This window comes from Williamsia muralis (genome assembly GCF_002735905.1).
Taxonomy (GTDB): domain Bacteria; phylum Actinomycetota; class Actinomycetes; order Mycobacteriales; family Mycobacteriaceae; genus Williamsia; species Williamsia muralis_A.
The window spans coordinates 948283-960954 of record NZ_PEBD01000008.1 but is presented as its reverse complement, the minus strand read 5'-3'; the positions used below and the strand labels follow the sequence as shown (position 1 = coordinate 960954).

The window sequence follows — 12672 nt, the reverse complement described above, 5'->3', positions numbered from 1 at the left end:
CGATTCGATTCGCGGCCGTCAGACGTCCACTGGCGACGGTGAGCGGGACATGCCCGCAGCGCGGCCCTTGCCGGCAATCACCTCGGCCATCTTCCGGCTCGCCTCATCGATCATCTCACCGCGGAACCGGACGGCGCCGCGTTCGCCACCTTCGGCGGTCGCCGCGTGTGCATAGGCGTCGAGTAATTCCTCGGCGTCGTCGTAGTCGGTCTGCCGCGGGCGGAACACCTCGTTCGCCGCATCGATCTGGCTGGGGTGCACCACCCACTTGCCGTCGTAGCCGAGCGCCGCCGAGGACTCGGCGACTGTCCTAAAACCCGCTGCGTCATCGATTTTCAAGTAGGGACCGTCGATCGCCTGCAGACCGTGAGTTCGTGCGGCGACGAGGATCGTCATCAACACGTGGTGATGCGCATCGCCTTTCAGGTAGCCCTGGGGCTGTTCGCCGACGGCCAGCGACCGCATGCCGAGGCTGGCCATCATGTCGGCGGGTCCCAGGACCAACGAGCGCAACCGCGGACTGGCCGAAGCGATCTCGTTGATGCTTGTCAGTCCGGCCGCGTTCTCGATCTGGGCCTGGATCCCGATCTTCCCCGCCGGCAGTCCACAGCCCGACTCCAGTTGGCCCAGCATCAGGTCGAGTGCGGTGACCTGCGCAGCCGAGGTGACCTTGGGCAGCAGGATGGAGTCGAGGTGGGCGCCGGCACCCTTGACCACGGTGACCACGTCGTCGACGGTCCACGGTGTGGTCCAGTCGTTGACCCGGACCACCCGCTCTTGCCCGGACCAGTCCGCCGCGCCCAGCGCCGCGATGACCGAGGCCCGTGCGGCCTCTTTCACCGAGGGCGCCACCGCGTCCTCCAGATCGAGGAAGACCTCGTCTGCGGGCAGCCCCCGCGCCTTGGTCAGCATCTTCGGACTGCTGGCGGGTACGGCCAGCACCGACCGTCGGATCGCGGTGTCAGAGGCTGGCATGGGACTCCTTTGTCGTCGACCGGGGCTCGCGACCACTACCCTTACAGCCATGGCAGCGGTGAGCAAGGCGTTCGTGGCCAGGCTGGCCGGTCTGGCGGTACTCGGCCCCGATGGTGAATCCATCGGCCGTGTCCGAGATGTGGTGGTGTCGATCCGATTCGGAACCGGTCAACCCCGGGTTCTGGGCTTGGCGGTGGAACTGACCACCCGTCGGCGCATCTTCGTTCCGATGTTGCGCGTCACGGCAATCGAGCCTACATCTGTGACGCTCAACACCGGAACGGTCAGTCTGCGACGCCTCATCCTGCGTCCCGGCGAGGCTCTGGTCCTCGGCCAGATCGTGGAATCGCGTGTGCGAGTTGATGATCCGGACCTCGAACACCTTCGTGGTCACGACCTCACGGTGGTCGACCTGGCGATCGAACGTCGCCGCACACGCGACTGGGTGATCTCCCGGGTCGCGGTTCGCGGTGCGCGGTCGCGGCTCGGTCGACGCGGGGAAACCCATGTCGTGGAATGGAATCACGTTCTCGGACTCACCCAGAGCGCGCTGTCGCTGCCCGGTCAGGGCGTCACCCAGATCCTGTCGCAGTTCGACGGCATGCGGGCTGCGGACGTCGCCCACGCGCTCCGGGAACTACCGTCGAAACGCCGCCAGGAGATCGCGTCGGCCTTCGATGACGAACGACTGGCCGACGTGGTGCAGGAGTTGCCCACCGACGACCAGACCGACCTGCTCGGGCACATGGAGGTCGAACGGGCCGCAGACGTACTCGAGGCAATGGACCCCGACGATGCCGCCGACCTGCTCGGGGAACTCCCGGATTCCGAGGCCGAGGCGCTGTTGCAGTTGATGGATCCCCAAGAATCCGAACCGGTTCGTCGACTCATGTTGCATTCACCGGATACCGCAGGTGGTCTGATGACCACCGAGCCGTTGGTGGTCACCGCCTCCACCACCATCGCCGAAGCCCTGGCCCGGGCACGCAATCCAGACCTCACCCCGGCGTCGGCCTCGCTCACCTTCGTGGTGCGACCACCAACCGCCACCCCGACAGGAAAGTACCTCGGCTGCGTGCACATCCAGGCACTGCTTCGCGAACCTCCGGCCAACCTCGTCGGCGGCATCATCGACGACAGGTTGCCGCATCTGGGCTCCGAGGATTCTCTCGAGAAGGTGACCCGGTATTTCGCCACCTACAACCTCGTGTGCGGTCCGGTCATCGACGACGACGGTCATCTGCTGGGCGCGGTGACCGTCGACGACCTCCTCGATCACTTGCTGCCCGAGGACTGGCGGGAAACCGAGGGTGAGGACGAGCTGACCACGGAGGGACCACGATGACGGGGCCCATGGACCGCGACCGCGCTGCGTCCGGCCGCGCCGAGCGCCAATCGTCACGGTCGGCCCGCCGTCTCGACACCCCCACCGAAACCCGCCGGTGGATGCCGAAACTGAACCTCGACAGCGACCTCGTCGGTGTCTACAGCGAACGCATCGCCCGCTTCCTCGGCACCGGCCGGTACCTCGCCATCCAGACCGCCCTGGTGATCGTGTGGATCTTCCTCAACCTCGCCGTGATCAGCCTGCAGTGGGATCCGTACCCGTTCATCCTGCTCAACCTGGCGTTCTCGACCCAGGCGGCCTACGCCGCGCCGCTGATCCTGCTGGCCCAGAATCGGCAGGAGAACCGGGACAAGGTCTCACTCGAAGAGGACCGGATGCGGGCCGAACAGACGAAGGCTGACACCGAGTTCCTGGCGCGGGAGCTGGCCGCGGTACGCCTGGCCGTCGGCGACACCGTCTCCCGCGACTACCTGCGCCGCGAGCTCGACGACCTGCTGACCGAACTCACCGAGCGGATCCTGGGCGACCAACGCAAACGTGACGAGCCCAAGAAGGGCGACGACCGCAAACGCGGAGACAAGAAGCGCGACGACGGGAACTGACCCCCTTTCCCTTGCCGGGTCCATTCGTCTGACGGTCGACCCTCCCGCCCCCCGACCACACCGACCCCGCCGGTGCGAACGCACGCCGATCCGGTCAATAAGTATGGTTCGCCCGCGGGCATCGATAACGAATATGTATCGTGGGTCACAATCAGTTCGTGATGTTCGGGGTCGGGGAGTCAACAGGAGTGCCGAAAGTGCGCTGGGGTCGTTTGGGCAAGGGCGGGAGCCAAAGAACAGAGCCGTCGAAGCATGCGTTCGACCTCTCCTCTGTGCGGTGGGGTCGCGTTCAGCTGCTCACCGGGTGTGCTGTCATCGGGGTGGGATTAATGGCCGCGGTCACCTCGAGCGCGCACATCGGACCCGCGCCCACCCTCACCGTCGCATCGGCGGATCAGACGGTCGCGGCGGCCGCCCCGGAGATCCTTCCCATCCCGGCCCGGCCCGAACTCGAGTTCCGTGCCCCAGCGGTCAGTCCGGCGCTTCCCGCGATGCCGGATCCGTTGGCAGTCCCCCGGATGAGGGCGGCAGCACTCCCCGACGGACCTCTGGGTATCCCCGGCATCGTCTTGCAGGCCTACAAGCTCGCTGAACAGCGGGTCGGCGCCGAGTCGCCCCAGTGCAAACTGCCTTGGTTCCTGCTCGCAGGCATCGGCCGTATCGAGTCGGGGCATGCCGGTAACGGCAACGTCGACAGCTCGGGAACCACGTTGACGCCGATCGCAGGGCCTGTCCTGAACGGCACCCTCGCCGGCAACGAGGTGATCGTCGACTCCGACGGAGGCCGTCTCGACGGCGACCCCGGACACGACCGTGCCATGGGCCCCATGCAGTTCATCCCCTCCACCTGGGCGTCCTGGGGCAGCGACGCGAACGGTGACGGCAAGTCCGACCCGAACAACATCTTCGACGCCACCTACTCGGCAGGCCGTTACCTCTGTGCCGGTGTCACCGACATCATGGCCGAGAAGACCAAGGTCGGCGCGGTCATGCGCTACAACCACTCCGCCGAGTACGCGGCCAACGTGCTGGCGTGGGCGGCCGGTTACGCAACGGGCGTCACCCCCACCGACACCGGTCCCCTGCCTGCGCCGACGTCGGGTTCGTCGACCCCGCCGAGCACGCCGTCGTCCAGTTCGCCGAGCAGCAGCGCTCCACCCAGCGAGAGCCCGTCGTCGTCCAAACCGTCGACCACCACGCCCACACCCTGCCCGATCATCTGCCTGCCGCCGATCGTGCTGCCCACACTCCCGCCACCACCGCCGCCGGCGAGGTAGCACGCCGCGCTCGCAGTGGCAGCCCGTGAGGGCGCGGGGTTGATGCGCGCGTAAACTCGGGGCCGATGACACAAGCAACGTTGCCGACCGAATCATCGATTCGCGCCGCGCTGGCCAAGGTGAACGACCCCGAGATCGGTAAACCGATCACCGAACTCGGCATGGTCAAATCCATCACCGTCGCAGACGACTCCAGTGTGGGTATCGGTATCTACCTCACCACCTCGGGTTGCCCGCTGCGTACCGAGATCACCGAACGGGTCACCGCGGCGGCTGCCGACGTGCCAGGGGTCGGATCGGTGTCGGTGGAACTCGACGTGATGAACGACGAGCAACGCACCGAACTCCGCAAGAGTTTGCGCGGTGATCGCGCCGAACCCGTCATCCCCTTCGCCCAGCCGAGCTCACTCACCCGGGTCTACGCGGTCGCCTCGGGCAAAGGCGGTGTCGGCAAGTCCAGCGTCACAGTGAATCTTGCTGCCGCACTTGCTGATCGGGGACTCAAGGTGGGCGTGCTCGACGCTGACATCTACGGCCATTCGGTGCCACGGATGCTCGGCAACGACGCAAAACCCACCCAGGTCGAGAAGATGATCATGCCGCCGATGAGTCATGGCGTGAAGTTCATCTCGATCGCCCAGTTCACCAGTGGAAACACCCCCGTCGTCTGGCGCGGACCGATGTTGCACCGTGCTCTGCAACAGTTCCTCGCCGACGTCTTTTGGGGTGACCTGGACATCCTGCTCCTCGACCTGCCGCCCGGCACCGGCGATGTGGCCATCTCGGTGGCGCAGCTCATCCCAGGCGCCGAGATCCTGGTGGTCACCACCCCGCAGCAGGCCGCAGCGGAGGTGGCCGAACGCGCCGGCGCCATCGCGCTGCAAACCCGCCAGAAGATCATGGGCGTCGTCGAGAACATGTCGTGGATGGAACTCCCCGACGGTAGCCGCATCGAGCCCTTCGGTTCCGGCGGTGGAGCCCGCGTGTCCGAGCGTCTGACCATCGCCGTCGGCGCGGAGGTACCCCTCCTCGGTCAGATCCCGCTCGACCCGGCTCTGCGCGAGGGCGGAGACGCAGGAGTCCCGTTGGTCCTCTCGTCGCCTGATTCCGCCGCCGGCGCAGCACTGCGTCAAGTGGCCGATCGCCTGGCCATCCGCAAGCGGGGACTGGCCGGGATGAACCTCGGGATCGACACCACTCGGCGCAACTGACGCACGTCACCGCGGGGTTTCAGCGGTCCAGCAACGCCTCGATGCCGTCGACGATCCGGGCGAGCCCGAACTCGAACGACCGCTCCGGGCTACCTATGGACTGGTATTCCGCGCCCACTGCGGTACCTACGCGGCCGGACACCGGGTAGTCGTCTCCGTCCATCAGTCGGGCGAGCACGGGCGCGTTGATCTCCCACCACTGTTCGTCTGACATCCCGGACTCGGTACGCGCCCGGGCAGCTTCGATCGACGAGCGCGCAGCGCTCTCGGTGAAGCCTGCGATGACCGCGAGCGTGGCATCCATCTCCAGATCGTCCAGACCGATCCCTTCGATGGCCGCGAGCTGCCATTCGTACCGCGTCGATGCGTGGGGTCCGATCCAGGGGCGGCTCTTCTGCACATGCAGCAACCACGGGTGCCGGTGATACTCGTCCCACAGCTGCCGTGCGATGGCAGTCATCCGTTCGCGCAGGTCACCGCGGTGCGGCGGATAGTCGACCTCTCCGGCCACCTCGTCCACCATCAGCCCGATGAGCTCGGACTTGCCCGGCACGTACGTGTACACCGACATCACGCCGAGGCCGAGGCGTTCGGCCACCTTGCGCATGGAGAACGCGGCCAACCCTTCCTCGTCCGCGGTCGCGATCCCGGCGGCGACCACCTCGTCGACACTGGCCCTTTGCCGAGGGCCGCGCGTCCCCTGCGGCTCCCCCACCTTCGACCGCCACAGCAGAGTCAGGGTCCGGTCGACGCTCGGTGGTTGTTCGGCTCCGTCTTCCATCCGCCCACACTATCCCCGTGTGGTGTACGGTGAACTTTCGCACTCAACGTCGTACAGCATACGAAGTAAGGAACCGATGACGTCACCTCCCTCGATTTCAGCGATCGGCCTCCACAAGCGCTACGGCGACACCCGCGCCCTCGACGGCTTCGACCTCACCGTGGAGGCCGGCACCATCCACGGCCTGCTCGGTCCCAACGGGGCCGGCAAGAGCACGGCCGTGCGGGCCCTGGCCACCCTTATCGACCTGGACTCCGGAGTCGCCACAGTGGCCGGCCACGACGTCGGAGGCGGGGCCGGTTCGGTCAGACGCGCGATCGGCCTGGTCGGCCAGAACGCGGCCGTCGACGAGCTGCTCACCGGACGCCAGAACCTGGTGATGTTCGGCCGCCTCTTCGGGCTCACCAAGAACAGGGCGGGCGCACGGGCCGACGAGTTGCTCGAGAGCTTCGGCCTGACCGATGCCGCAGGACGGTCGGTCTCCAGCTACTCCGGCGGGATGCGGCGACGCCTCGACATCGCGGCAGGACTGGTCCTGACGCCTGCCGTCCTGTTCCTCGACGAACCGACCACGGGTCTGGACCCTCGCGGGCGAAATGACGTGTGGCGCACCGTTCGTGAGATCGCCGCAGCAGGGACCACGGTACTGCTCACCACGCAGTATCTCGACGAGGCCGACCAATTGGCCGCCCGTATCGCGGTGATGAACCACGGGCGTGTGATCGCCGAAGGCTCTCCTGACGAACTCAAGCGCCGCATCGGCGGCGATCGGGTGACCGTGACCGTGACAGCCGACGATTCGCTCGACCGGCTCACCTCCAGCCTGGCCGACGCCGTCGGAAGCCCCGCAACCTCGGTTGACGCGCACACACACTCTGCGACGTTCGAAATCGACTCCGCGGTCATCGGTTTGGCCACGGTGGTGCATGCGCTCGAGGCCGCGAACATCACACCCATCGACCTGACACTGCGTCGACCCACACTCGACGAGGTGTTCCTGCACCTCACCGGCAGCAGCACAGACGAGGACAACCACAGCGCTACGGAATCACCCCAAAGGCCCAAGGAAGCAACGGATCTCACCGGAGGTGACAAATGACATCGACGCACCCCATCGCCAGCACGCCGACGCTGTTCACGCATGCCTGGGTCATCACCCGACGCAACCTCGCCCACTGGGTCAAGGACCCGTGGACTCCGATCTTCGGCCTGATGTTCTCGATCATGCTGTTGCTGATCTTCGGGTTCCTGTTCGGCGGCGCAATCGAGATCCCGGGGACCGGCGGATCCGACCGCGGCGACTACATCGACTTCCTGCTGCCCGGCATGCTGACCATGACGATGATGTTCGGCGTCGAGTCCACCACCTCGGCCATGTCCGCGGATGCCCGGAAAGGGATCACAGACAGGTTCCGATCGATGCCGATCAACAGTTCCGCGGTCTCACTCGGGCGCGTCGGCGCCGACATGATCAACTCGGTCGTCGAGCTTGCTGTCCTGATCGTCGGAGGTCTGCTCATCGGGTGGACAATCGGTGCCGGAGTCGGGTCTGCCCTGGCCGCCATCGCATTGCTGTTGCTCCTGCGTTTCGCGCTGCTGTGGGTGGGCATCTTCCTCGGCCTCACCTTTCACGGCAGCGCTGCGACGTCTGCCGTTCAGGTCCTGGTCTGGCCGGTGGGGTTCTTGTCGACCGCGGTGGTGTCCGCGGAGACGATGCCGGGCTGGCTGGGAGCGATCGCGGCGTGGAACCCCATCTCTGCCACTGCCACCGCTGTTCGCGATCTGTGCGGGAATCCGACCGGACTCACCGAGGGGCCATTGACCGAGTGGGCCATCCCGCTCGCTGTGGGTTGGCCACTGCTGATCAGTGCGGTGTTCATCGCTCTGTCGGCGCGGTCGTACCGGCGACTGCGCACCTGACGAGCACGAGCTGACTCAGGTGGCGTCCCAGCGCTCGACGCCTGAGGGCGCCGGGGCGGCATTGTCGGCATCGGCGGCCGCGGACGACGTCGTGGGGGTTCCTGCGCCCAGTGCCTCGGGCTTCGACGGCTCGGTACCTGCCTTGTTCAGCGAGACCACCTGAGAGTTCTCATCTGTGGTCGGCAGTGGCTGGGAGACCGGTTTGATCTTGGCGTCGCCGGAATCGAACTTTCCGGTGAAGAAGGAATCATCGCCGTCGAGAAGATGCTTGGTGATCACCGACCGAGGGGTCATACCGCGCAGCTCGTTCAGGTCGGACAGTGGTTTGCGCAGGTCGTCGAACTCGGGGCCGAGGTCTTCCTTGAGCTGCGCGGTGGCTCCGGTGGCGTAGTCACGAACCTGGCGCACCGACTTCATCGCCCAGGTCACCGCACCCGGGAGACGCTCGGGCCCGAGTATCACCAAGCCGGCGATCATCAAGATCGCGATCTCACCCCAACCAACACTGCTGAACACCGTTCCAGGTTACTGGCCTCGGCGGCTCTGTCGAATCGAACCGGCTGCCAACTCGCTGTGGGCAGTCGGCGCAGCACAGCCGGGGGTCTAGTCTGCGGCGGGTGTGATGGTGCCGTCGAAGGTGCGTCCGTCGCGCCAATACTGGAACGGCACCGGTGTGCCGATCTCCGACGTCCGAACGGCCACGGTCAGCTCATCGGCATCCTCGATGACACGATCGCCGAACTTGGTGATCACGTCGCCCTCGCGAATGCCGGCCGCCGCGGCAGGTGATGCCTCCACGACGTTGCGCACCTGCGCTCCGAGCACCCTGTCGTTACGAACCGAACTGGCGTTCACACCGATCTGCGCGTGCACCACTCGGCCGTCCTTGATCAGGGACTGCGCGACGGGGAGGAACTCGTTGACCGGAATGGCGAAGCCCAGACCGATGGATCCGCCACCCGGGGCCAGACCCGCAGTGTTGATGCCTATCACCCGGCCCTGGTCGTCGACCAACGGCCCGCCCGAGTTACCCGGGTTGATCGCGGCATCGGTCTGGATGGCATCGATGACCGCGTCGGTGTCGGACGTCTCGTCGGGCCGCAGGGGTACCGCCCGGTTGGTGGCGCTGATGATTCCGCTGGTGACCGTGCGATCGAGCCCCAGCGGCGCGCCGAAGGCCACCACCTCTTCGCCGATCTGGAGTTTGTCCGAGTCGCCCAGTTTGGCAACCGTCAAGTTGTCGACCCCGTCGACCTTGAGCACGGCGAGGTCGGTGCGGATGTCGCGTCCCACGATGCGGGCGGGAACGCGGGTGCGGTCGGAGAACACCACCTCGAGCTTCGCGCTGCGGTCGTTCGCCGCCATGGAGATGACGTGGTTGTTCGTGACGATGTAGCCGGCCTTGTCGATCACCACACCGGATCCGGTGCCACCGCCGTTCGGCAACCGGACATCGACCATCACCACCGCTTTTTCGACTGCCTCGGCGACGCGGGCGACCTGACTACGTGGTTCCTCTTCGTTGTCGTCATCGCTGCCCGAGAGGCTGACGGTATTCGAATGAAGGGGTTCGGTGACCTCTGCGGTGACCCGGCCGACGACACCACCGATCACCCCGACCACCAGCGCGATCACGGCGAGTACGGACAGGGCCCGCCAGCTGACCTTGCGGTCGAAGAGCACTTCGCGGACCCCGAGTTTGCGTCCGGGCACCGTGGGTTCGGTGGGCGGTGGGGTGTCCACAGCAGGCGAACTCAGTTGCGCCGGAGCGTCCGGGTCCCGCCAGGGGTCGGGTGTGGGCTCGGGTTCCTCTGATTCCCCGAAGCGGGAATCCGGGTCGCGTTGCAGGGTGCCGGCACCCTCGGGCCGAGAGAAGGCCTCGCGCAACACCGGGTCAGGGTTGGCGACCACAGGCTGCTGGGGTCGACTCCGGGCGTACTCCGGGGCAGCGAAGGCCCCTGTGACCCCCTCGGGCCTACCGAAAACGGCGGCCGTTCGCTCGGGAACGGGAGGATGATCGTTGGGCCGGGGCGCGAGTCGAGGTGCCTGACCGACTGTGCCGGCGGCAGGCGGAGCCGTGTAGGCATTCGATGATGGGCTTGAGCCGTGCTTGTCGGTCTCGGTCATCGGCCCGCCCGTGTCACCGGTGTCATGAAAAACTCGAACCCCTCGCTTGCGGCTGATCGCTGGAGGATCACTCCGGCGGCGCCGGTGAGATCCTCACCGAGGCTACCTGGCACAGTCGCTAACGATCGCGTCGCCGCTGACCGCGGTGAACGGGGAATCCGGGTGCGTCGAGGTGGGAATCGGGCTTGGCCTGCGTACCGGCGTCACCTGCCGCGCGGAGGTCGATCTCCCGCGTCGGGATCTGATTGAGTTCGCCGAGCAGGCGCGCGGGCATCGGGATCTCGCCGGAGCGCCGGAGCGCCGACCGTGCGGCGCTCTGCGCCTCGACCTCGGAGCGGCACTGGGCGCACATCTCGAGATGCTGAGACGCTCGCATGAAGGCGTTCATCCGCAATTCGCCGTCGACGTAAGCAGCGACAGCCTCGGTCGCGAGGTGTTCGGTCGACAGGAACTTGCGACCACCCTGCGTGCCGGGGGCCCGATAGTTCTTGTTGGTGGTGACCATCGCCGAGGTCGGCAACCACCCCAGGACGCGGCGCCGATTGCGCATACCCCTGGACTCGTCTCGCTCGTCGACCGTCTCGTCGGCGGAGTCGTCGGGTGTGTGGTCGCTCATCACGATCGCCCCTTCCGCTGCCGTCTACTCGATGCCCGGACTCGACTGTACGGACTGCGGCCATTCCACGCCGCACGAAACCCGTCGAAACGGACGCATTTCCTGGAAGAAGAACGGTCAGCGCGGCGGCGGAGTTCCCACCAACGCGCCCGATGTCCGGCGACGGCGCTCAGAAATCGTGGGCGAGTACCGATCGACCGGAGTGGTGACCGCTGGCCGCGAGGTTGTCTCGGATGGCTTGGCGACCTCGGTGGATCCGGCTACGGACTGTTCCGAGCTTCACTCCCAGCGTCGCGGCGATCTCCTCGTACGACAATCCTTCGATGTCGCAGAGCACTACCGCTGCACGAAACTCCGGGGCCAACGAGTCGAGGGCGGTCTGGAGGTCGGGGTCGAGGTTCGCGTCGTGGAAGATCTGCTCGGGATTGGGGTCGTTGCCCGGCACGCGCTCGTAGTCCTCGGGCAATGCCTCCATGCGGATCTTGTTGCGGCGACGCACCATGTCCAGGAACAGGTTGGTGGTGATGCGGTGCAGCCAGCCCTCGAACGTTCCGGCCCGGTAACTCGACAGCGATCGGAACACCCGGATGAAGGTCTCCTGGGTGAGGTCTTCGGCGTCGTGCTGATTACCGGAAAGCCGGTAGGCAAGGCGGTACACGCGGTCCGCATGCTCACGAACCAGGTCGTCCCACGCGGGCATCAGAGCCGTGTCACCGGTGGCATCGAAACGTGCCGTCCCGGACTCGGGCAGCACCGCATCGACCGCGTCTTCCCGGGCGAGATCGAACTCGCCCACGACTGCGTCGGTCCCGGTGTTCTCGGCGTCTCGGTTGACATCAGCCACGGTCAGCTCCACTTTCTCCGCGGACCGTCGGTGGACGGTCATTGGTTCGCACCCTTTTAGCTGATTCGCTGAAGTATTCATACCCAGTTCGGTCAACATCAAAGCCTGCCTCGTTGTTCCCCTATGACCTTGTCCGACGGGGGTGTGCGGGCACTATGAGCGGGCTGAGTGTTACCTGAGAGTGTGGCGGCCCGCGCTGCGACAGAATTGCTGCTCAGCGCGCCTGCGACCCTATCGGCGACCCCGGAGTTAACCTCGACCCTGTGTCCGACCACAGCTCCCCCGCCGATTCAGATGCGACTGCCCCGTCCGGGTCGACCGGGCCCGCCATCGACCCGGCCGTGCTGAGCCGCTACGCCGAAGCCGCGATCGTCGAAGACGAGGCGCTGCGCCTCGCTCGTGAGCGTTCCGACGAGTTGGGTGCGCCGGCGATCACCCCCGCGGTCGGGGCAACCCTGTCGCTGCTGGCGCGATTGGTGGACGCGAAAGCAGTTGTCGAGGTGGGTACCGGCGCAGGTATCAGCGGGCTGTGGTTGCTCAACGGCATGCGGACCGACGGCGTTCTGACCACCATCGACGCCGAGGCCGAGTACCACCGGGCAGCGAGACTTGCCTTCACCACCGCCGGAATCAGCCCGTCGCGGACCCGGTTGATCAACGGTCGGGCAGCCGAGGTGCTCCCCCGCCTCGCCGACGCGAGCTACGACCTGGTGTTCGTCGACGGCGCGGTGACCGATCAACCCCGCTACGTCGCCGAGGGCCTACGTCTGCTGCGCGGCGGAGGAATCCTCATCGTGCACAACGCGTCTGCCGACGGCACGGTCGCAGATCCTGCCAGCACCGACCCCGCGGCCCTGGCCGCGCGTGAGGGCGCCCTGCTGATCGCCGACGACGACACACTGCTCCCGGTGGTGATCCCGCTCGGCCGGGGCCTGCTCGCAGCAGCCAAGGCACGCGCCGACCTCGGCTGA

13 protein-coding genes are annotated in these 12672 nt (G+C 66.6%); 7 read left to right on the top strand and 6 right to left on the bottom strand.

Annotation, left to right across the window (positions count from 1 at the left end; genetic code table 11):
• Positions 1–18: 18 nt before the first annotated feature.
• Positions 19–975 (bottom strand): HpcH/HpaI aldolase/citrate lyase family protein, encoded by a 957-nt coding sequence (locus tag CSW57_RS13560; RefSeq protein WP_099383205.1) that lies wholly within the window; start codon positions 973–975, stop codon positions 19–21.
• Between the two features lie 49 nt (positions 976–1024).
• Here CSW57_RS13560 and CSW57_RS13555 point away from each other — a divergent pair, with 49 nt between their 5' ends.
• The 4 genes from CSW57_RS13555 (at position 1025) to CSW57_RS13540 (ending at position 5413) form a co-directional block, all read left to right on the top strand.
• Complete coding sequence (locus CSW57_RS13555; RefSeq protein ID WP_099383204.1) at positions 1025–2320, top strand: magnesium transporter MgtE N-terminal domain-containing protein; 1296 nt, start codon at positions 1025–1027, stop codon at positions 2318–2320.
• Between the two features lie 8 nt (positions 2321–2328).
• Positions 2329–2925 carry a DUF1003 domain-containing protein gene (locus CSW57_RS13550; protein WP_023957790.1) on the top strand — a complete coding sequence of 199 codons (597 nt, stop codon included), beginning with the start codon at positions 2329–2331 and terminating at the stop codon, positions 2923–2925.
• A 272-nt stretch (positions 2926–3197) separates the two neighbouring features.
• Positions 3198–4202 (top strand): lytic transglycosylase domain-containing protein, encoded by a 1005-nt coding sequence (locus CSW57_RS13545; protein ID WP_223249256.1) that lies wholly within the window; start codon positions 3198–3200, stop codon positions 4200–4202.
• A 65-nt stretch (positions 4203–4267) separates the two neighbouring features.
• Entirely contained in the window at positions 4268–5413 is a 1146-nt protein-coding gene (locus CSW57_RS13540; RefSeq protein WP_023957786.1) for an Mrp/NBP35 family ATP-binding protein, read from the top strand.
• A gap of 19 nt (positions 5414–5432) precedes the next feature.
• On the opposite strand, the gene CSW57_RS13535 is transcribed toward CSW57_RS13540, so the two are convergent.
• Complete coding sequence (locus CSW57_RS13535; protein ID WP_099383203.1) at positions 5433–6194, bottom strand: TetR/AcrR family transcriptional regulator; 762 nt, start codon at positions 6192–6194, stop codon at positions 5433–5435.
• A 76-nt stretch (positions 6195–6270) separates the two neighbouring features.
• Here CSW57_RS13535 and CSW57_RS13530 point away from each other — a divergent pair, with 76 nt between their 5' ends.
• On the top strand, positions 6271–7293 hold the full coding sequence (locus CSW57_RS13530; protein WP_099383202.1) for an ATP-binding cassette domain-containing protein: 1023 nt from the start codon (positions 6271–6273) through the stop codon (positions 7291–7293).
• Positions 7290–8114, top strand: a complete 825-nt coding sequence (locus CSW57_RS13525) for an ABC transporter permease (RefSeq protein WP_099383201.1) — start codon at positions 7290–7292, stop codon at positions 8112–8114. The genes CSW57_RS13530 and CSW57_RS13525 overlap by 4 nt, the downstream gene beginning before the upstream one ends.
• Before the next feature lie 15 nt (positions 8115–8129).
• Here CSW57_RS13525 and tatB read toward each other — a convergent pair whose 3' ends face one another.
• From tatB to sigE, 4 genes are all read right to left on the bottom strand, one after another.
• On the bottom strand, positions 8130–8630 hold the full coding sequence (gene tatB / locus CSW57_RS13520; protein WP_099383200.1) for a Sec-independent protein translocase protein TatB: 501 nt from the start codon (positions 8628–8630) through the stop codon (positions 8130–8132).
• Positions 8631–8717: 87 nt separating this feature from the next.
• Positions 8718–10241, bottom strand: a complete 1524-nt coding sequence (locus tag CSW57_RS13515; RefSeq protein ID WP_099383199.1) for a S1C family serine protease — start codon at positions 10239–10241, stop codon at positions 8718–8720.
• 118 nt (positions 10242–10359) lie between these two features.
• Entirely contained in the window at positions 10360–10857 is a 498-nt protein-coding gene (locus tag CSW57_RS13510) for a hypothetical protein (RefSeq protein ID WP_099383198.1), read from the bottom strand.
• A gap of 169 nt (positions 10858–11026) precedes the next feature.
• Complete coding sequence (gene sigE, locus CSW57_RS13505) at positions 11027–11653, bottom strand: RNA polymerase sigma factor SigE (protein WP_370623958.1); 627 nt, start codon at positions 11651–11653, stop codon at positions 11027–11029.
• A gap of 377 nt (positions 11654–12030) precedes the next feature.
• Between sigE and CSW57_RS13500 the strand changes: the two genes are divergently transcribed.
• The gene (locus CSW57_RS13500; protein ID WP_189339262.1) at positions 12031–12672 is read left to right on the top strand and encodes an O-methyltransferase; all 642 of its coding nucleotides are present in this window, start codon (positions 12031–12033) and stop codon (positions 12670–12672) included.

Excerpts from the sequence above, each read along its gene's own strand:
- CSW57_RS13560 (WP_099383205.1), bottom strand. The coding sequence starts at position 975 with ATGCCAGCCTCTGACACCGCGATCCGACGGTCGGTGCTGGCCGTACCC.
- CSW57_RS13555 (WP_099383204.1), top strand. The coding sequence starts at position 1,025 with ATGGCAGCGGTGAGCAAGGCGTTCGTGGCCAGGCTGGCCGGTCTGGCG.
- CSW57_RS13550 (WP_023957790.1), top strand. The coding sequence starts at position 2,329 with ATGGACCGCGACCGCGCTGCGTCCGGCCGCGCCGAGCGCCAATCGTCA.
- CSW57_RS13540 (WP_023957786.1), top strand. The coding sequence starts at position 4,268 with ATGACACAAGCAACGTTGCCGACCGAATCATCGATTCGCGCCGCGCTG.
- CSW57_RS13535 (WP_099383203.1), bottom strand. The coding sequence starts at position 6,194 with ATGGAAGACGGAGCCGAACAACCACCGAGCGTCGACCGGACCCTGACT.
- CSW57_RS13530 (WP_099383202.1), top strand. The coding sequence starts at position 6,271 with ATGACGTCACCTCCCTCGATTTCAGCGATCGGCCTCCACAAGCGCTAC.
- CSW57_RS13525 (WP_099383201.1), top strand. The coding sequence starts at position 7,290 with ATGACATCGACGCACCCCATCGCCAGCACGCCGACGCTGTTCACGCAT.
- CSW57_RS13515 (WP_099383199.1), bottom strand. The coding sequence starts at position 10,241 with ATGACCGAGACCGACAAGCACGGCTCAAGCCCATCATCGAATGCCTAC.
- CSW57_RS13510 (WP_099383198.1), bottom strand. The coding sequence starts at position 10,857 with ATGAGCGACCACACACCCGACGACTCCGCCGACGAGACGGTCGACGAG.